Source organism: Janthinobacterium sp. Bl 1 (assembly GCF_058215535.1).
Window position 1 is genome coordinate 4451727 of sequence record NZ_CM177086.1, and the last position, 19150, is coordinate 4470876.

General features: G+C 61.3%; 14 protein-coding genes. 3 read left to right on the forward strand and 11 right to left on the reverse strand.

What is annotated here, in order from left to right; genetic code table 11:
- The 7 genes from urtE to AC4BCN_RS20030 all read right to left on the reverse strand — a co-directional run bounded on the left by urtE (position 1) and on the right by AC4BCN_RS20030 (position 7189).
- Positions 1–699, reverse strand: coding sequence for an urea ABC transporter ATP-binding subunit UrtE (gene urtE / locus AC4BCN_RS20000; RefSeq protein WP_338679201.1), 699 nt, complete (start codon positions 697–699; stop codon positions 1–3).
- 6 nt (positions 700–705) lie between these two features.
- Complete coding sequence (gene urtD, locus AC4BCN_RS20005) at positions 706–1536, reverse strand: urea ABC transporter ATP-binding protein UrtD (RefSeq protein WP_338679202.1); 831 nt, start codon at positions 1534–1536, stop codon at positions 706–708.
- A complete protein-coding gene (urtC, locus tag AC4BCN_RS20010; RefSeq protein ID WP_338679203.1) occupies positions 1533–2654 on the reverse strand; it encodes an urea ABC transporter permease subunit UrtC in 1122 nt (373 codons plus the stop codon). The genes urtD and urtC overlap by 4 nt, the downstream gene beginning before the upstream one ends.
- Positions 2651–4234: an urea ABC transporter permease subunit UrtB gene (gene urtB / locus AC4BCN_RS20015; protein WP_338679204.1), complete on the reverse strand. Its 1584-nt coding sequence runs from the start codon at positions 4232–4234 to the stop codon at positions 2651–2653. Before urtB ends, urtC begins: the two co-directional genes overlap by 4 nt.
- A gap of 87 nt (positions 4235–4321) precedes the next feature.
- Positions 4322–5575 (reverse strand): urea ABC transporter substrate-binding protein, encoded by a 1254-nt coding sequence (gene urtA, locus AC4BCN_RS20020; RefSeq protein ID WP_490491586.1) that lies wholly within the window; start codon positions 5573–5575, stop codon positions 4322–4324.
- A gap of 198 nt (positions 5576–5773) precedes the next feature.
- On the reverse strand, positions 5774–6562 hold the full coding sequence (locus tag AC4BCN_RS20025) for a DUF4349 domain-containing protein (RefSeq protein WP_490491587.1): 789 nt from the start codon (positions 6560–6562) through the stop codon (positions 5774–5776).
- A gap of 15 nt (positions 6563–6577) precedes the next feature.
- The gene (locus AC4BCN_RS20030) at positions 6578–7189 is read right to left on the reverse strand and encodes a transglutaminase-like domain-containing protein (protein WP_490491588.1); all 612 of its coding nucleotides are present in this window, start codon (positions 7187–7189) and stop codon (positions 6578–6580) included.
- A 265-nt stretch (positions 7190–7454) separates the two neighbouring features.
- Between AC4BCN_RS20030 and AC4BCN_RS20035 the strand changes: the two genes are divergently transcribed.
- The 3 genes from AC4BCN_RS20035 to AC4BCN_RS20045 are packed head-to-tail and all read left to right on the forward strand — an operon-like array spanning position 7455 to position 12678.
- Positions 7455–8036, forward strand: coding sequence for a DUF2760 domain-containing protein (locus tag AC4BCN_RS20035; RefSeq protein WP_128142599.1), 582 nt, complete (start codon positions 7455–7457; stop codon positions 8034–8036).
- Positions 8033–9913 carry an Hsp70 family protein gene (locus tag AC4BCN_RS20040; RefSeq protein WP_490491589.1) on the forward strand — a complete coding sequence of 627 codons (1881 nt, stop codon included), beginning with the start codon at positions 8033–8035 and terminating at the stop codon, positions 9911–9913. Before AC4BCN_RS20035 ends, AC4BCN_RS20040 begins: the two co-directional genes overlap by 4 nt.
- 2 nt (positions 9914–9915) lie before the next feature.
- On the forward strand, positions 9916–12678 hold the full coding sequence (locus tag AC4BCN_RS20045) for an Hsp70 family protein (protein ID WP_490491590.1): 2763 nt from the start codon (positions 9916–9918) through the stop codon (positions 12676–12678).
- Between the two features lie 142 nt (positions 12679–12820).
- On the opposite strand, the gene AC4BCN_RS20050 is transcribed toward AC4BCN_RS20045, so the two are convergent.
- From AC4BCN_RS20050 to AC4BCN_RS20065, 4 genes are all read right to left on the reverse strand, one after another.
- Positions 12821–14548: a UvrD-helicase domain-containing protein gene (locus AC4BCN_RS20050; protein ID WP_338679208.1), complete on the reverse strand. Its 1728-nt coding sequence runs from the start codon at positions 14546–14548 to the stop codon at positions 12821–12823.
- 10 nt (positions 14549–14558) lie between these two features.
- Positions 14559–16604: an ATP-dependent nuclease gene (locus AC4BCN_RS20055; RefSeq protein WP_338679209.1), complete on the reverse strand. Its 2046-nt coding sequence runs from the start codon at positions 16602–16604 to the stop codon at positions 14559–14561.
- Between the two features lie 432 nt (positions 16605–17036).
- The gene (locus AC4BCN_RS20060; RefSeq protein ID WP_490491591.1) at positions 17037–17459 is read right to left on the reverse strand and encodes a GFA family protein; all 423 of its coding nucleotides are present in this window, start codon (positions 17457–17459) and stop codon (positions 17037–17039) included.
- Between the two features lie 62 nt (positions 17460–17521).
- Positions 17522–19063, reverse strand: a complete 1542-nt coding sequence (locus tag AC4BCN_RS20065) for a CHASE2 domain-containing protein (RefSeq protein ID WP_338679211.1) — start codon at positions 19061–19063, stop codon at positions 17522–17524.
- Positions 19064–19150 lie beyond the last annotated feature (87 nt).

Here is a 19150-nt window from a genome sequence, read left to right on the forward strand (position 1 = left end):
TTACACGGCCAGGTGCCGCTTCACGTCCTCGCCATCCATCTGTTCCGCCTTGCCGCTGGCGACGACACTGCCGCGCGACAGGACGATGAATTCATCGGCCAGCTCGCGGGCAAAATCGAAATACTGTTCGCACAGCACGATGGCCATGTCGCCACGCTGCTTCAGCAAGGAAATGACCCTGCCGATATCCTTGATGACGGAGGGCTGGATGCCTTCCGTCGGCTCGTCGAAGATGATCAGCTGCGGCTCGGCCAGCAGGGCGCGGGCGATGGCCAGTTGCTGCTGTTGCCCGCCAGATAAATCTCCGCCGCGCCGCTGCAGCATCTCTTTGAGCACTGGAAACAGCTCATACACATGGGAATCGATGCACGACGCTTGTTTTCCGCGCTTCACCGCCATGCCCATCAGCAAGTTTTCCTCGACCGTCAGGCGCGCAAAGATGTCGCGCCCCTGCGGCACGTAAGCGATGCCCAGCTTTGCCCGCGCATGCGGCGTCAGCTTCGTGATGTCGCGCCCCTGGAAGACCACCTTGCCCTGCGCCACGGGCAGCACGCCCATCAGGCATTTGAGCAAGGTCGTCTTGCCCACGCCATTGCGCCCCAGCAAGGCCAGGCATTCGCCCTTGCGCGCCGACAGATTGATGCCGCGCAAGGTGTGCGAGGAGCCATAGTATTGATTCAATTGCTCAACTTCCAGCATATGTGTTCACCTTCCCAGATAGACTTCGATGACGCGCTCGTCCGCCTGCACTTCGTCCATGCGCCCCTGCGCCAGCACGGCACCCTCATGCAGCACGGTGACGATGCCTTGCTGGGCAATGTCAGTCACAAAACCCATGTCGTGCTCGACCACCATGATCGAATGCTTGCCGCGCAATTCATTGAGCAATTCCGCCGTGCGCGCCGTTTCGGCATCGGACATGCCGGCCACCGGTTCGTCCAATAGAATCAGCTGCGGCTCCTGCATCAGCAGCATGCCAATTTCCAGCCACTGCTTTTGCCCGTGCGACAGCAAGCCGGCTGGCCGCGCTTCCTGGCCGTTGAGGCGAATCAAGCGCAAAATCGCTTCGATCTTGCCTGCCTGCTCCGAGCTTAAACGCGCAAACAGGGTGGGCGCCACGCGCTTGTCCATCTTCATCGCCAGTTCCAGGTTGTCGAACACCGTGTGCTGCTCGAACACGGTGGGGCGCTGGAACTTGCGACCGATACCCGCGTGGGCAATCTGCGCTTCCGTCATCGTCGCCAGATTCATGGTCTGGCCAAACCAGGCCGTGCCGGACGTGGGCCGCGTCTTGCCGGTGATCACATCCATCATCGTCGTCTTGCCCGCGCCGTTAGGGCCGATGATGCAGCGCAATTCGCCCACGGAAATGTCGAGACTGAGCTTATTGATGGCCTTGAAGCCGTCGAACGACACGCTGATGTCTTCCAGATACAAAATGGCGCCATGCGTCGTATCGACGCCCTCGCCTTTCACGCGCGAATAACTGGCGCCCGTTTCCGCGCTGGCCATGCCGGGCAACATGCGGATACTCATGCGGCCTCCTCTGCCACGACGGCCGTTTTCTTGCGTTTGAGCTTGTTCAACACGCCGAGCATGCCTTGCTGCATGAACAGGGTGACGACGATGAACAGCAAGCCCAGCGCGAACAGCCACAGTTCCGGCAAGGCGGCCGTGAACCAGCTTTTCAAGCCGTTGACGGTGAAGGCGCCCAGGATGGGACCGATCAAAGTACCGCGTCCGCCGACGGCCACCCACACGACCATTTCGATGGAGTTCGCCGGTGACATTTCGGACGGATTGATGATGCCCACTTGCGGCACGTACAGAGCGCCAGCGATGCCGCACAGCACCGCCGACAAGGTCCAGACGAACAGCTTGAACCACAGCGGGTTGTAGCCAAGGAACATCAAGCGCGCCTCGCTGTCGCGCACGCCTTGCAGCACCCTGCCCAGTTTCGAGCGGACGATGGCGCGCGCGCCCACCAGCGCGGCCAGCAGGAAGGCCAGGGTCAGCAGGAACAGCACGGCACGGGTAGCGGGCGCCGTGATGTCATGGCCAAGGATGGTCTTGAAATCCGTGAAACCGTTGTTGCCGCCAAAGCCGGTGTCATTACGGAAGAACAAGAGCATGAAGGCATACGTCATTGCCTGCGTGATGATGGAAAAATACACACCCTTGATGCGCGAACGAAAGGCAAAGTAGCCAAACACAAAGGCCAGCACGCCCGGCACCAGCACGACGAGGGCCATGCAGTACCAGAAATGTTCCGTGAAGGCCCAGTACCACGGGTAGGTTTTCCAGTCGAGAAAGACCATGAAGTCGGGCAAGCTGCTCTGGTACTGGCCCTGGTCGCCAATCGCGCGCATCAGATACATGCCGTGCGCATACGCGCCCAGGGCAAAGAACACGCCGTGCCCCAGCGACAAGATGCCCGTGTAGCCCCAGACGAGGTCCAGCGCCAGCGCGGCCAGCGCATAACACATGAACTTGCCCACCAGCGCCACCGTATAGGCGGACACGTGCAAGGCATGACCTTCGGCAAACGCCAGGTTAAAAATCGGCAATAGCGCCGCCAGCAGCGTGCATGCGGCAATCGCCAGCCAGACGGGCCGCGTGAACAGGCCCTGCTTGGATTGATAGGAGGTAGTCATTCGACGCTGCGTCCCTTCATGGCAAACAGGCCCTGCGGCCGGCGCTGGATGAAAATGATGATGAATACCAAAATGGCGATTTTCGCCAGCACGGCGCCCGCCACCGGTTCGAGGAATTTGTTCACTTCGCCCAGGCCCAGCGCGGCGATGACGGTGCCGGCAAGTTGCCCTACGCCGCCCAGCACCACCACCATGAAGGAATCGACGATGTAGCTTTGGCCCAGGTCCGGCCCCACATTGCCCAGCTGCGACAGGGCCACGCCACCGAGCCCGGCGATGCCGGAACCGAGGCCGAAGGTCAGCATGTCGACCTTGCCCGTGGCCACGCCCACGCAATCGGCCATGCGGCGGTTTTGCGTGACGGCCCGCACGAATAGGCCCAGCCGTGTCTTGTTGAGGATCAGCCACACTGCCACCACGACAAGGACGGCGAAGACGATGATGGCCAGGCGGTTGTACGGCAGCACTAGGCCGCCCAGCACCGTCACGCCGCCCGACATCCAGGCGGGATTGGCCACTTCCACGTTTTGCGCGCCGAAGATCGTGCGCACCGTCTGCATGAGGATGAGGCTGATACCCCAGGTGGCCAGCAGGGTTTCCAGCGGCCGCCCGTACAGCCAGCGGATCACCGTGCGCTCGAGCGCCACGCCCACCAGTCCCGCGACGAGAAAGGCCGCCGGCAAGGCGGCCAGCAGGTAGGCATCCTGCAGACCAGGCAGATAGGTGCGGAAGAACAGCTGGCATAAATAGGTCGTGTATGCGCCTATCATCAGCAGTTCGCCATGCGCCATGTTGATGATGCCCATCAAGCCGAACGTGATGGCCAGCCCCAAGGCGGCTAACAGCAGCACGCTGCCCAGTGAAATGCCATAGAACACGTTGCCGGCGAATTCCATGCGCGCCACCCGGCCCTTGATCTGGCCCATGGTCTCGATGGCGGCCAGCTGCACGGCTTCGTCGGGCTCGCCTCCCTTCTCGAGCATGGCTTGCAGCACGGGTAGCAGGCGCGCATCGCTGCTGCCGGCCAGCGCCTGCACGGCCTGCTTGCGCGTGGCGGCGTCTGGCGCATGCAGGTTGGCGCTGGCGATCAGCACTTGCAATATCTGCTGGATCTCGGCATCGCTCTCTTGCGCCAGCGCCTTGTGGATCAGGGGCAGCTGCGCCGGATCCACGGATTGCTGCAATGCCTGCGCGGCGGCCAGGCGCGTAGAGCGCTCGGGCGCCAGCAGTTTCAACCCGGACAAGGCGCCCGCCACGGCCGAGCGCAAGCGGTTGTTGACCATCACGCCATCGATGCCGTCCGGCAGCGGCACGCTCTTGCCGAGTGCAGGGTCATACGCCTGCTCGCCGTCGACGATATACACCTTGCCGTCGGGTGTTGCGTATAAAGCGTCGTCCTGCAAGGCTTGCAGCACACGGGCGGCCTCGGGTGTGGCCAGGGCGGCGATCTGGGCGACGGCAGCGACTCTGGCGTCGGGGTCGTCGCCGGATAGCGGTTTGAGCAGGTCGGGGGGAATGGCGGCCTGCGCAGACAGCGGCAACAGGCAAAGTAATAACAAAATACGACGTAGCAGACGCATGCGGAAAGACCTCTCATCGTTACTTCAGCCCAAGCGAAATCTGGGGTCAGACCCGTCGGGTCTGACCCCGGCCTTTCTGCTGCTAACTCATAACTTCTGCTTACCCTCATTCCCCTTGATAAACGGGCTCCACGGCTGTGCACGTATTGGTTCCTTGGTTTTCCACACGACATTGAATTGCCCATCTGCCTTGATCTCGCCGATCATCACGGGCTTTTGCAGATGGTGGTTCGTGGCGTCCATGGTCAGGGTGAAGCCCGATGGCGCCTTGACGCTCTGGCCGGCCATGGCAGCGATCACCTTGTCGGTATCGGTCGACTTGGCTTTTTCCACGGCTTGCGCCCACATGTGGATGCCGACATAGGTCGCTTCCATCGGGTCGTTCGTCACGACCGAACCCGCGTTCGGCAGCTTTTGCGCCACGGCATACGCCTTCCACTGCTTGATGAAGGCCGTATTCACGGGGTTCTTGACGGACTCGAAATAATTCCATGCCGCCATGTGACCGAGCAGCGGCTTGGTATCGATGCCGCGCAGCTCTTCCTCGCCGACGGAAAACGCGACGACAGGCACGTCCGTGGCTTTCAAGCCTGCATTACCCAGCTCCTTGTAGAACGGCACGTTCGAATCGCCATTGATGGTGGATATGACGGCCGTCTTGCCGCCCGTGGAAAACTTCTTGATGTTGGCGACGATGGTTTGATAGTCGGCGTGGCCGAACGGCGTGTAGACCTCGCTGATATCGCTATCCTTGACGCCCTTGCTTTTCAGGAAGGCACGCAGGATCTTGTTCGTGGTGCGCGGATACACGTAATCCGTACCCAGCAGCACGAAGCGCTTGGCGCCGCCGCCATCCTTGCTCATCAGGTATTCCACGGCCGGGATCGCTTGCTGGTTCGGCGCAGCGCCCGTGTAAAACACATTCTTTTCCAGCTCCTCGCCCTCGTATTGCACCGGGTAAAACAGCAGGCTGTTGAGTTCCTTGAACACGGGTAAAACCGACTTGCGCGACACGGACGTCCAGCAGCCGAACACAACGGCAACCTTGTCCTGCGCCACCAGTTGTCTCGCTTTTTCCGCGAACAAGGGCCAGTTTGACGCCGGGTCGACGACGACGGCTTCCAGTTTCTTGCCCAGCACGCCACCCTTGGCATTGATCTCGGCGATCGTCATCAAGGCCACGTCTTTCAGCGTCGTTTCGGAAATGGCCATGGTGCCCGACAGCGAGTGCAAAATACCTACCTTGATCGTATCGGCGGCCAAGGCTGCCTGCATGTAAGTGGACGTGGCCAGGGCCAGTGCGCCGGCGGCGGCCGCTTTCAGGATGATGCGTCGTGACATGGGGACTCCTGTGATGGGTTCGTGGGGGTCGAGCTGGGCATACGATGTTGTTAAAGCAGAATGCATGCCAGCACCAGCAGGTGTCCGCCATGGTGCACGCGGCTCCCGCCGCACGAAAAAAAACCTGGCTGCACAAGGACTGTGCAGCCAGGTTTCAAATTGCCGTAAAACGGTGCGCCGGACGCAACAATCCCGGCATCAATCCTTGCGCGGCACGCCACGCAGGCGGCGCCAGCCCTTGCGTCCCAGCGGGAACAGCAGCACGAAGGCGATCAGCCACGGCAGGATGTAGGCCATGGCCGTGATGGCGTTGGCCACGCCTTCCGACAGGTTGTCCGTGAAATTGCCCAGCGAGCGCTTGACCGGTGTCCAGAACGATTGCTTGCCTTCGGCGCTGATGGCCACGTTCAGCAAGTCCGTGTCGATGCGCTGCATCAACAGCGCGTCTGCCGCCGTCGCCTGCTCCAGTTCCACTTGCACGGTAGCCAGTTCCTTGGTCACCTTGATCAGGGCGTCGACGTTCGCGCCCGAGCGCTTTTCCAAGTCTTGCAATTGCGCCTGGTATTGCCTGAGCATCTCCAGGCGTTTCTTGCTGTCGAGCACGGGACGGCCCAGGTCTTCCACCTTGGTGCCCTGGCTCGTGACGTCGCCTTCAGTCGCGACCAGCGCGACGAGCTTCCTGATGCCGGCCGGCTTGGCGCGCATGCTGATGCGCGCGTGCACGTAGCGCCCGCTGTCGAGGCTGGAATCGAGCAGCAAGCAGCCGTTTTCCGTATCGGCCTTGCAGGCGGCGACCACTTTTTCATACAGGGGCCGCACTTGCGCCTCGTGCGTATCGACGCTGACATTATGTTCATAGGCAAGAAACTCGCTGCCCTTTTCCTTGCCTTCGAGACGCGCGGCGCTCGATTGCCCGCCGCTTTCGCCCTTGCCGCCGCAACCGGCCAGCAACATCAGGCCGATCAGACCTAGATACACTTTTTTCATGATTTCTTTCCTGGATTATTTTTGCAGCGGCAACAATTCGATATCGGGCAAGTGCGCCGCCACGTCCTGCACGGTCGCGTATGGCGTCAGCGATGCCACCACCTGCGGCAACGGTTCCGCCCAGATTTCCGGCAAGTCGCGTTCCTCGGGTGCCAGCACGGGAAAGGCCAGCTGCTCGCGCGGCGGCGTGAAGGCAGCCGCGACGCCGGGCTTGTTGCCGCGCGCATCGATGCGGTACCAGCCAAAATCCTGCAGATACACGGCATTCAAGCCATGCAGACAAAACGGCGGCCCCATTTCGCCGACGGCCAGGCGCTGGTAGCACAGGCCGGCAGGAATGCCGTTGGCGCGCAGCAGCGCGGCCAGCAGATGGCTCTTCGCATAGCAATAGCCGGTGCCATGCTGCAAGACGTCGGAGGCGCGGCAGGTGACGGGATTGCGCTGGTAATCCCAGCTGTGGGCCACCTCGTCGCGCACGAAGGCAAAGCAGCGGGCCGCGATGGCCGCGTCGCCCACGGCACCTGCCGCCAGTGCGGCCGCCTTGGCGCGCACGGCCGGATGGTCGCTGTCGATGTAGGTGCTGCTGGCTAGATATATGGAAAAGTCGGGGGAAAAGTCGGTAGACATGGCATAAAGGCAATGCGAAAAGATAATGCGCGATTTTAGTCGAAGCAGCGTAACATTCACCGTTTCTTTGCGCAGGAACAAAGAAAATCCACGCGCCGGGCCAGCTGCGCGGGGGCCGGCGACTTTGGCGGCGGCCCGGTAGCTGGTATCATGCGGGCAAACGCAGCCAGCCCTACAGGCCCGGCACAAGCACTACCCTGCGAAGCGGCCCCGCCACCGGGCGCGCCGCCGACGCCACCCTACAGATCAGAGAAACGAGTTCCCTATGAGCACTTCATCGTCCCACCCATCGTTCTGGCGCCGTGTCCCGCTGGCTTTCGGCGCCTTCTTCAGCACCCTGTCGGATGCCGCCTATGCGGCCCGCGTGGAAAAGCTGTCCCTGCCCGAGGCTGCTCCCGTCGCGCCAGTGGCCCCGGCGCCAGCTCCCGTGCCGACACCTGCCGCCGCGCCCGTCATCTTGAAAGAAGCGACGCCGGATGCGGCCCTGCAGTTGCTGGCCCTGCTGCAACGCGAAGCGCGCTTGATCGATTTTACGCAGGAAAACCTGGGCAGCCATGCCGACGCCGACATCGGCGCGGCCGCCCGCGTCGTGCATGAAGGCTGCGCCAAGGTCATGCGCGAATACTTCACCATCGACGCCGTGCGCCAGGAAGCAGAGGGTAGCCGCATCGTGCTGCAGGAAGGTTTTGACAGCGCCCAGGTGCGCCTGACGGGCAACGTCGTCGGCTCGGCGCCATTCACGGGTACCTTGAGCCACCGCGGCTGGCGCGCGTCCAGCGTGCGCCTGCCGAAACTGAGCGCGCAGCACGACGCCGCCATCCTCGCACCGGCCGAGGTGGAACTGTGAACGACACAAGGAACGCCACCCCGAACACCCCGCGCTACGCCATCGGCATCGACCTGGGCACCACCCACAGCGCCCTGTCGTATGTGAACCTGGTCGAAAGCGACGGCGAGCAATCGAGCCACGGCGTGCTGAAAGTGCCGCAACTGTCGGCGCCGGGCACCGTCGAAGAATTGCCGCTGCTGCCATCGTTCGTCTACCTGCCGCACGCCGATGAAGTGGCGGCGGGCGACCTGGCCCTGCCCTGGGTCACCGAGGAAGCGCAAGCGCCGTTCGTCGTTGGCGAAATGGCCCGCAGCCGCGGCGCCACCACGCCGATCCGTCTGGTGTCGAGCGCGAAAAGCTGGCTGTGCCACCCGGGCGTGGACCGCCGCGCGGCCATCCTGCCAAACGACGCGCCGGCGGAAGTGGCGCGCATCTCGCCCATCACGGCCGCCACGCGCTACCTGACGCACTTGCGCCAGGCCTGGGACAACGCCCACCCGCAAGCGCCGTTCGCCGAACAGGAAATCACGGTCACGATTCCCGCTTCGTTCGACCCGGCCGCGCGCGAGCTGACGATGGAAGCCGCGCAGGCGGCCGGCTACACCTCATTGACCTTGCTGGAAGAGCCGCAAGCGGCCCTGTACAGCTGGATCCAGACGAGCGAAGGCCGCTGGCGCAAGGAAGTCAAGCCGGGCGACATCATCCTGGTCGTCGACGTGGGCGGCGGCACCAGCGACTTTTCGCTGATCGCCGTGCTCGAGCGCGACGGCGTGCTGGAGCCGCATCGCGTGGCGGTCGGTGAACACATCCTGCTCGGTGGCGACAATATGGACCTGGCGCTGGCCCACCTGGTGGCCCGCAAGCTGGCCGCCAACGGCACCCAGCTCGACGCCTGGCAAATGCGCGCACTCACGTATGGCTGCCGCAGCGCCAAGGAAAGCCTGCTGGCCGACAGCGGCCTCGATGTGGCACCGATCGTCGTGCCGAGCCGCGGCTCGAAACTGATCGGCGGCTCCATCCGCACGGAACTGACGCGCGCGGAAGTGTCCACCTTCATCCTCGACGGCTTCTTCCCGCAGGTGGAAGCGTCGAGCCGCCCGGCCGTGCGCACGCGCGCCGGCCTGACGCAACTGGGCTTGCCGTATGCGCAGGACGCTGCCATCACGCGCCACCTGGCCGCGTTCCTGGGCCGGCAAGTGGCGGCGACCAGCGAACTGGAAGGCTTTGCGGGCCGCCAGTCGGCGGAAGCCAGCTTTTTGCACCCGACGGCCGTGCTGTTCAACGGCGGCGTCTTCAAGTCCGACTTGCTGGTCCAGCGCATCATAGCCACCGTCAACGACTGGCTGTACATGGAAGGCGCGGAACCGGCGCGCATGCTGGCCGGGGCCGACCTGGACCTGGCCGTCGCCCGTGGCGCCGCCTACTACAGCTACGTGCGGCGCGGCCATGGCGTGCGCATCCGCGGCGGCACGGCCAGTTCCTTCTATGTCGCCATCGAGTCGGCCATGCCGGCCATCCCCGGCATGGAACCGCCGATCCAGGCCCTGTGCGTAGCGCCGTTCGGCATGGAAGAAGGCAGCGAACTGGAACTGCCGGGCCAGCAATTCGGCCTCGTCGTGGGCGAACCCGTGCACTTCCGCTTCTTCGCCTCGTCCACGCGCCGCAACGACCAGATCGGCGACTTGCTCGACTTCTGGGGCCCCGATGAATTGCAGGAACTGAGCGAAATCCAGGCGACGCTATCCGCCGAAGGCCGGTCGGCCGGCGACGTGGTGCAGGTCAAACTGCACGCGCGCGTGACGGAAGCGGGCACCCTGGAACTGCTGGCCGTGTCCCCTGACGGCGCCGAGCGCTGGAAAGTGGAATTCGACGTGCGCGGCACGCCGCAGCAATAAGCATGCGCGGCGCGAAGGTGCAGCCGGCCTTCCTGGTCGGCATCGACCTGGGCACCACCAACACGGTGGTGGCCTATGCAGATGCCAACGATACGCAGGCGGGCATCGAGCTGCTTCCCATCGAGCAGCTGGTCGCTCCCGGCGAAGTGGGCGCACGCCCGCTGCTGCCGTCCTTGCGCTACCACCCCGCTGCCGGTGAACTGGCGGCGGGCGACTTGCAGCTGCCGTGGCCACAGCAAGACGTCGAACATGCCGTGCTGGGCGTCCTGGCGCGCCAGCTGGGCGCCCAGGTGCCGGGCCGGCTGGTCACCAGCGCCAAGAGCTGGCTGTCGCATGCGAACGTGGACCGCCAGGCACCCATCCTGCCATGGGGCGCCGATGCCGACGTGGCCAAGGTGTCGCCCGTGGCGGCCAGCGCCAGCTACCTCGCCTACGTGCGCGCCGCGTGGAATCACCGCTTCCCGGATTCTCCTTTGGCGCAGCAGGAACTGGTACTGACCATCCCCGCCTCGTTCGACGAGGGTGCGCGCGCACTCACCCTGGAAGCGGCCCGCATGGCGGGCTTGCCCACCTTGCGATTGGTGGAAGAACCGCAGGCGGCCTTCTACGATTTCCTGCAGCGCCGGCGCGCCACCCTGCGCGACGACCTGGCCGACACGCGCCGCATTTTAGTCTGCGACGTGGGCGGCGGCACCACCGATTTCAGCCTGATCGACGTCGCCTTTGATGGCGACGGCGAACCGCAGCTCACGCGCAGCAGCGTGGGCAACCACTTGATACTGGGCGGCGACAATATGGACCTGGCGCTGGCCCACCTGGTGGAAACGCGCATGGCGGCAGGCAGCGAAGGCGGCATGAAGCTGTCTGCCGCGCGCTTGTCGCAGCTGATGGAACGCTGCCGCGCCGCCAAGGAACTGCTGCTGTCGCAGGACGCGCCGGACAAGGCCACCGTCACTTTGCTGGGCGGCGGATCGCGTTTGATCGGCGGCAGCCGTTCCGCCGACGTCACGCGCGAAGAAGTGGCGGCCATGGTGGTCGACGGTTTCTTACCGAAGGTGGAATTCACCGAGACAGCGAAAAAAGGCCGCGCGGGCATCGTCGAATTCGGCCTGCCGTATGCGCAGGACGCGGCCATCACGCGCCACTTGGCCAGCTTTCTGCAACAGCATCAAGGGGCATTGCCCGACACCCTGCTGCTGAACGGCGGCGTGTTCCGCGCCGACGCGCTGGCGCGCCGCCTGGCAGAAACCCTGGCGCACTGGCGGGGTCAGCCCCTGACCATCCTGCATAACGATAATCCCGACGTGGCCGTGGCCCGTGGTGCCGTCGCCTACGCGCTGGCGCGACGCGGCCAGGCACCGCGCATCGGCGGCGGCTCGCCGCGCAGCTATTTCCTCGTGCTGGGCGACGCGGGCAAGGACCACCGCGCCGTGTGCATCCTGCCCCGTGGCAGCGCCAGCGGCGAAGAAATCCGCCTGACGGAGCGCCTGTTCGCGCTGCGCCTGGGCCGGCCCGTGCGCTTCCACCTGGCCACATCCCTCTTTGAGGCGGGCACGCCGCCGCAACTGGGCGAGATCGTCGATCTGGACGCCGGGGAATACTTGCGCCTGCCACCGCTGGCCAGCGTGCTGCAAGCGGAAAGCGGCGAGAAGCGCGACATCATCGTGCAGCTGGCAACCGTCATGACGGAAGTGGGGACACTGGAAGTGCACTGCGTGGCCGAAGCCGATGCCGGCCAGCGCTGGCTGCTGGAATTCCAGCTGCGCGCTGGTAAGGAAGAGCAAGGCGATGGCGAGGCTCAAGCCGTTTCGCCACGCATCAAGGAAGCCATCGAGAAGATCGAGCGCATCTTCGGCGGCAAGGCGCAAAAGGTCGAGACCAAGGAAGTGCGCCAGTTGCGCCAGCACCTGGAACGGGGACTGGGTGGGCGCGAAAGCTGGGACACGCCGCTGCTGCGCCAGCTGTTCGACGCCCTGATGCTGCGCGCCCGCGGCCGGCGCCGCTCCGCCGAGCATGAGCGGGTCTGGCTGAACCTGACTGGCTACTGTTTGCGCCCCGGCTATGGCGATACGCTCGATCCATGGCGCATCGAGCAGCTGTGGGCCCTGTTCGACACGGGCGTCCAGCATCACAAGGATAACCAGGTGTGCGCCGAATGGTGGACCCTGTGGCGTCGGGTGGCCGGCGGCTTGAGCACGGAGCAGCAATTGCGCCTGCTCGACGACTTCGCCTTCAACCTGCAAGCCGATGCGGCCCAGCGCGGCAGCCGCCCCGTCACCCTCGTCAACGGCAGCGACGACGACATGCTGCGCCTGGGCGCCTCCTTGGAGCGCATCCCCGGCGCCTACAAGGCCGAAGTGGGCGCGTGGCTGATCAAGCGCTTGCAAAAAGCCGGCAGAGAAGCGGTGGACACGAACACCCTGTGGGCATTGGCCAGGGTCGGCGCGCGCCAGCCCTTCCACGGCAGCGCGCATGAAGTGGTCGACAGCGCCACCGTGGCTGAATGGCTGCACGTGTTGCTGGCGCTGGACTGGAAAAAGACGGAACCGGCGGCGTTTGCCGCCACCCACCTGGCGCGCATGACGGGCGACCGCTCGCGCGACATCGGCGACGAGCTGCGCGCCACTGTGCTGACCCGCCTGAAAGCCGTGGGCGCCCCACAGCTGTGGCAGGCGATGGTCAGCGAAGTGACGCAGCTCGACGAAGCGAATACCAAGCGCATGCTGGGCGAGGCACTGCCGCCGGGGTTGAAGCTGATAATTTGAAAGCTATGCGGGACAATCAGACTGACCAAACACTTGTTTAACAGACCGGTAACTTCCAAGTGCTTCAGTTTATCTAACGACAGTGGGGAGGAGCCGCCTCTTGCCTTACCTATTAGGTCAGGTGAAATCTAGGCTACTAAATCTAAGGAGCAAAAGCATGTACATTTTCCTCACCAAACCATTTTCCTAACCTTCCGAGTGATGCCTCCGACAAATGCTGCGTAAAGAGTACAGCCAATCGTTTCTTTGGTCGCGAGCATGCCACATAAAATAAATTTCTGTTTCGCTGGAACTTTGCTTCGTCGGCAGGGACATCGAACGTTTCTAGTAGCTCATTGAAATTGTACTGGCTCCAGCCACGCCCAGCGACAACTAGCACGTTCTCGAATTCAGCTCCCTTGACACCGTGTTTTGTGGAGAAAGGGGTGCTGTCATCGACGAATCGCGCGAGCGCCGAGACTTGCTTATAAGGCACGCTTCGAAGGCTACGCACCCGCCCAATCAGTTTAGGCTCTTCTTCTCCAGGTTCAGCATCCCACTTTTGAAGGTCTCGCTCCCTGCGCTCTACAGCGTCTGGGATCCGTGGTCTCCGCGTAGTCATCAAATGATCCATAACATCCCCCACAGTCCCGTTTTCCCTGAAGTTCAACAGCGTGGCCATATCTTTTACCCAAGCGGCCTTTTCAGTAAACGAACGGATATTCGGTGTGCGCGCATCGAGTGCAGCAAACATCTCACCGAACTTCTTCTTATCGTACGCAGAGCAAACCGGCTCGACAGTATCCAGTAGAAACTTAACGTGAGCGTCTTCTTTCTTTAGGAACGACTCATTTCGACTGTACACCTTTGCAAGTTGATCGTATCCCTGCTCAGTAGCAAGAACGCTATGTGTAAGCATGAGAATCTTTGTTTTCTCCGCAGAGAAGTCCCATCCTTCTCCCTCCAGCCTGAGGCGCAACGCTTCGAGGTGTTCGTGCGCCACATCAGATGGAAGATCGTTGGTCCAGTGCCCGCCCCCCTTGCCATCCCGACGCACTCCTTTCCAACCGTTAGTGTGAAACGCGACAGCAATGCCTGCGCTTCCAGGCTCGCTGCATGACTGCGGCAACCCAGGCCGCATTCGGTTCAAAACGTTTACTACTGTCTCAACCGAACGGAAATTTGACTTCTGCGGAACAGTGATGAGATCGGTGTTTTTGATTCCTCCGGTGCCTTCCGCATAAATCTTTTGCCAGTGATCACCAAAGAAACCAATCAACGGACTATCAGCCTTCCCAACAAAATGTTCCAGCAGCGATTCTACAAATTCTTTGTCCGTGTCCTGATATTCGTCGATGAAAAGAACGGGATAACGTGCGGCGAATATCCTCCGAAACTTTGGCAGCCTCATGAGCTTTACTATGAGTGCAAGCACGTCATTGTGGCCCAACGATACCATGCTGTCTTCCGGTGCAGCAGAAGGATAGCCGAGGTCATATTCGATTGGTCTACCTGCCACGTCACCACCTTCGTCGAGTCGCTCCTTCCATTTTGGAAGGTTTGGCAACTCTGCCCTCAGGTTTGGCTGGAAGTCCTTAATGAGGGACCAACAGAAAGCGTGGATTGTCGATGTAACGACTGAAGGATGTCCGTCAATACGCGACTTTATCTCGTCACTAGCGACGTTAGTGAACGTGATGCAAGCAACCTTGGCATTGCGTCGAGCGAATTCACGGCCCTGATTGCCGGTCACATATCGCAGCGCTTTGACCAACGAGTAGGTCTTTCCGGAACCAGCTCCAGCTTCGAGCAGGAAGCTCTGCCTTTGGTCGATACATTCGAAAATCGCATTAAGCGATTCTTCGGCGGCTACTATGGCTGGATTCGGCATGAGTGGGTTCTTAGGCATCTGCTGCCTCGTTCGGGATAATAACTTCCAGGATCACAGCAGCCGCAGTAACAAACGATCCAGCAGTCGCTAGCCATTCCAAGCCCTCTGTAATATAACGAGGGACTGACCATTCGCCATCTTCAATAGCGTACTTGAGCGCAAAAGTGGACTTCTTCTGCCTAGAAGCATAATCCCATGCAAACTGCTCCGGATCCTTTGGATCAACATCAAATTTGACGGCATTCGCAAGAACGAATGCATCCTCGAAGCTACGTCCGCAAGGTTTCGCCCCCTCTTCGGGTACCTGATAAGCGATTCGGCGGTTTCCCTTGGCCTTATCTTCAGGTTTCTTGTCGAGTAATGCAGCAAGGCTCACATTAGCCCCACCGAACCAATCACGGATACAGGCATTGCTCGTGCCTTTTCCCTCCGATACCTTGCAGGCAGTGCCGCTATTCGGCCCCGTCACAGAGTCGAGATCCGTTATTATGAGGGCAGGAAGTTCCAAGAAGTCGAGTAGCCGTGCGAATATGTGAGCGTATGCGCCTCCGACCTCCAGAATCGCAACATACTGGCTACCAAGCTTCGCGCCAGCAACTAAGCCGGCATCTACCTTTTCCGTCATACGTGGGAGGAGAAGGTGTTCGGCCGTTCCTTCGATCAGCATGACCTTGTCCGCGAACAAAAGATCGCACCGCGTCTGGCTCATGTACTGATGTAAAAACTCATTGTCCTTGTTGCTCTTATCTCCAAAATCTTTCTTTAGATCTCTAATTCGACTGCTAAAGAATCCTACTGCGGCTGGGTCAGTGGACACGAGGAAATATCTGATCGCATCAAACGGTGCTTTGTTTGCCATGTGCGACGAATGCGTACTCACGACAAACTGAACTGGCCAGGGACGCTCGTCGCCTGAAATTTGTACGAATATCCGTGCAATTTCATTGAGCTTCTGGATAAAGACCTCCTGCATTTGCGGGTGCAAGTGAGCCTCAGGCTCCTCAATGAATACAAGATGAACCACCGGAGTACATGTTAAAGCCTTATAGGACTTATACGCCTCGAACAGTTTCAAAAGCATGTAAATAAGGTTACGTGTACCAAGTCCGTTATAAGCCTCGGGTAGATGGATCCCACCACTCCCCGAATACTTTATCTTCGTGTGGTTCTTCAACAGCAACTCGACGTCAAGCGTGGTTTCGGTACGCAACTTGGGATCTGGCAGTCGGTAACCAAACAGATCAAGGGCGGGAAGCAGATTTGTGAGCTGGCCATTAAAGCTCTTGTCTATGTTCCCTTGTACGTCCTTGACTGCAGCTTTCAGTTCAGCGACAGTTTTACGATCAGCAGCATCAGCAGAGTCCGAACCTGCCGTCGCAAAGAGAGTACTAAGGATCTTCCCTAACGAATCATTATCCTTATGTGTCGTGTCGTCCAGGCCACGGTGCGCTGTGATGAGGTCACCTTGGATCGTCGCCTTTAACTGTGCCCACTCCATGGGCTTTCGATTTGTCGGATCGTTCGGATCGACACCCGCAAGACTGCACTTGTATAGTTTTGGTAGACGCTCTCTTAAGACCTCGAAGAGCGCTACCTTTTTCGCTTCCTCGCCAGCACCGTCGACGAATTCAATTTCTCCGAGCAGCGCTTTCACCTTTCCGTCTCCAAGTTGATAGCACACATGGATTCGTGCCTCGGTACAGTCCGGATCAAGATCAACGACAAAGTCACCAAGCGGACCAAGGTTCATCTCGTCCTTCTCGTATCTCAAGGTTAGCCAAATCTCGATTTCAGGAAGTAAAGCACGAACTTCTATTTCTTCCTTGCCAGCTGAGAATAGCTCATACGCAGACCAAAAGCAGGAGTGTGCACCGAGGGAAAAGTCTTCAAGCCGAAATGCAGCCGAACTTTCGAGGAGGAGCCGACGAAAAAGTTCTGCAAGCGAGGTCTTTCCGCTGTTGTTCCTGCCGACGACCATGGTGGTCCCGTCCTCGAGGTACAAATCAGCGTTCCGAAGCAGGCGAAAATTACGGATCTCGACCTTCTTGATTTTCATGTAGCTCCTTAGAGTTATCCACCCATCTCGTGGGCAATGCCTACCACCATCAGAGGGCAGCAATTCCTGAGAGTATCAAACTACAGAAGGAGAAATGCCACAAATTGTCACAACCCTTAAAATTTACTCAGGATTTAACGGTGAATAAAAGAGAATCACTTGAAATAGTGAAAAATACTGAAGCGCAGGCAGTTTCTAAATATTACGGTGCCTGGGAGTATATATATCAAAGATGAGCGCGTAGCCATGGAGGTTGCGTTGCCAAAGCAGTCAGGTATACCACCAATGCCAATTGGATCTCTAGAGATAGTCAAGGCCCGAACACACAGTGGACGGTTCGGGCATCCCAAACCATGGAGCAGCACTGATCAACCACATCCATATGCTGGACTTAGAAGCACGTGGCGCAAAACACGTCGAGACCCCGTCTTACTAGGGACTGAGCCCCTGATCTCCCTCAACATCAACGCGCGAGCCCGAATACCGTGGTAAACCATCTGCCAGTTTTACCCATTCCACTTGCGTGTCCGTATAGATATGGCTGTGCGGCGGCCAACCCCCTGGCTCATCGAGACTGCCAGTGGTCAGCCCGACCTCGTCCGGGTCGCGCTCATCCTCGAACGTCAGCTGCGTGCCGCAGCGGGGGCAAAAACTGCGGGTGCAGTGTTCGCTGGACGCATACGGTGTGGCCTGCCCCTGCAGCCAGCGAAAATTCGCCCTCGGCACGCTGAACCAGGCGACAAACGGCGCACCTGAGGCGCGGCGGCACATCGAGCAATGGCAGGCCGTTTCATGAAAGGCGCCCGTGCCCGCTTCGTAGCGCACGTCGCCGCATAAACATCCTCCGCTCAGCATGGCATCCTCCTGCAAATGAAAAAGGCGCCCAGTGTAGCGCCGCTGCCGCGCCACGTTTTGCGCTAGATCACGGCGACGATCAACAGCAGCACCGCCAGCGGCGCCTGCACCAGCACGATGCCCGGATGCGTGCGGCGCAGCTGGGCCCACACGGACAGGCCCGGCACTTCCTCATGCGGATGGTGGGCTTCGTCGCGCAGCGACATCGCGTGCAGGAACATGCCGGCGATCAAGGGGCCGGGATTGACCCACCAGCCCTGCTCGAGCAAGCCGCGCGACAAATAGATGGCCAGCGCGCCGATGGCAAACGGCGAGGCCCACACGAGCGCCAGCATCAAACGGATGCCATAGAATTCGGCCAGTGTCCCCATGCGGTGCAAGCGGCTGACATCGTGGTTTTCCATGCGCCGGTCGATGGCCAGCTCGGCGCGGCCGTACAGGGTCCACAGGCCGCCGAACAGGCAGCCCAGCAGCACGCCGATGACGATGTCGGCCACGAACACCGCATATTTATTGACGTCGGCCGTGCCGATACCCAGCGACGTGTGGGCGGCCGCATGCAGGTGCAAGCCGGCCTGCTCGCCTTCGGCCGTCGTATAGCGGTCGCGCACGTCATGGGTGCTGCCGATATATACGACGTTCTTGCGCGGCGCCCCGGCATCCACGCCGGCCTGGCCATCGATCAGCTTGACGCGCGTGCGCGTAGGGTTCAGGAATGCCGGCGCCACGGCGGCAGGATGAAACGGCGCGGTGACGGCATTCTGTTCGGCCGCCGCCTTGGCGTCGCCGCGGATGACGGGTTCGAACGCCCAGCGCGCCAGCTCCTTTTCGCTACCCGTGCGCCGCGCCAGCTGGCACACGCGGCCGGCCAGCGCCACCACTTCCTTTTGCTCGGACAGGGCGGCTGGCATGGGCTGCTTCTGCTCCTGCTCGTCGGCGCCATGCGCCAGCTCGAAGGCCACGGCCGCCAGCACGGGGCTTTTCAGCTCGATGCGCGTGACGGCGCCCATGCGTTCGCGGATACGCGGGCTGGCAAAGTGGATGCCGGCCGCGCAGCGCGCGCGTATCCACGGCAGGTTCTCGTTGCGGTCCGACTGTTCGGGCAGGATCAGCACAAGCTGCCGACCATCGGCGGCCAGCCGGTCGAGCAGGCTGTCCAGCGGCCGCTCGCCCGCCTTGTGCTGTTCGTACACGGCCGGCGCCAGGTCCAGGTCGATGGCCAGCACCTTGCTGCCGCGCGCGGCGGCGCTGGCGATCAATTGCTCCAGGCGAGAACGCTCCAGCGGTGCGCGCTCGTCGAAGACCTGTTCGAACGCGGGCTGGTCGATTTCGATGATGCCGGGCCGGTAGGCGGCACCCGGGTCCTTGCCCCGGTCCAGCAACTGCTCCTGCGCCGCGCTGGCGCGCAGCATGGCCGCATCGAGCCATTCGAGCACGTGAAAACCCTCGAGCGCCAGCATCAGCGCGGCGATCAGGCTGGCGCCGATCACATGGTGCAGCAGATGCGTGCCCGTCAGCTTGAAGGCCGAGCCCAGCTGAACGGCCGGCCATAGCAGGCGCCGCCAGAGTGGCGGGCGCGGTTGATCCGGCTGGCTGCTTTCCACGGTGCGCTCCCTTGCGTGCGATGCCTGAATATCATTCAAGCAATAAATGATGACGAAAGGATAGTGTATTGCAGTTGTGTCCGTTTC

What these genes read in the sequence shown, in the direction of transcription:
- urtE (WP_338679201.1), bottom strand. Translation starts at nt 699, where the DNA reads ATGCTGGAAGTTGAGCAATTGAATCAATACTATGGCTCCTCGCACACC.
- urtD (WP_338679202.1), bottom strand. Translation starts at nt 1,536, where the DNA reads ATGAGTATCCGCATGTTGCCCGGCATGGCCAGCGCGGAAACGGGCGCC.
- urtC (WP_338679203.1), bottom strand. Translation starts at nt 2,654, where the DNA reads ATGACTACCTCCTATCAATCCAAGCAGGGCCTGTTCACGCGGCCCGTC.
- urtB (WP_338679204.1), bottom strand. Translation starts at nt 4,234, where the DNA reads ATGCGTCTGCTACGTCGTATTTTGTTATTACTTTGCCTGTTGCCGCTG.
- urtA (WP_490491586.1), bottom strand. Translation starts at nt 5,575, where the DNA reads ATGTCACGACGCATCATCCTGAAAGCGGCCGCCGCCGGCGCACTGGCC.
- AC4BCN_RS20025 (WP_490491587.1), bottom strand. Translation starts at nt 6,562, where the DNA reads ATGAAAAAAGTGTATCTAGGTCTGATCGGCCTGATGTTGCTGGCCGGT.
- AC4BCN_RS20030 (WP_490491588.1), bottom strand. Translation starts at nt 7,189, where the DNA reads ATGTCTACCGACTTTTCCCCCGACTTTTCCATATATCTAGCCAGCAGC.
- AC4BCN_RS20035 (WP_128142599.1), top strand. Translation starts at nt 7,455, where the DNA reads ATGAGCACTTCATCGTCCCACCCATCGTTCTGGCGCCGTGTCCCGCTG.
- AC4BCN_RS20045 (WP_490491590.1), top strand. Translation starts at nt 9,916, where the DNA reads ATGCGCGGCGCGAAGGTGCAGCCGGCCTTCCTGGTCGGCATCGACCTG.
- AC4BCN_RS20050 (WP_338679208.1), bottom strand. Translation starts at nt 14,548, where the DNA reads ATGCCGAATCCAGCCATAGTAGCCGCCGAAGAATCGCTTAATGCGATT.
- AC4BCN_RS20055 (WP_338679209.1), bottom strand. Translation starts at nt 16,604, where the DNA reads ATGAAAATCAAGAAGGTCGAGATCCGTAATTTTCGCCTGCTTCGGAAC.
- AC4BCN_RS20060 (WP_490491591.1), bottom strand. Translation starts at nt 17,459, where the DNA reads ATGCTGAGCGGAGGATGTTTATGCGGCGACGTGCGCTACGAAGCGGGC.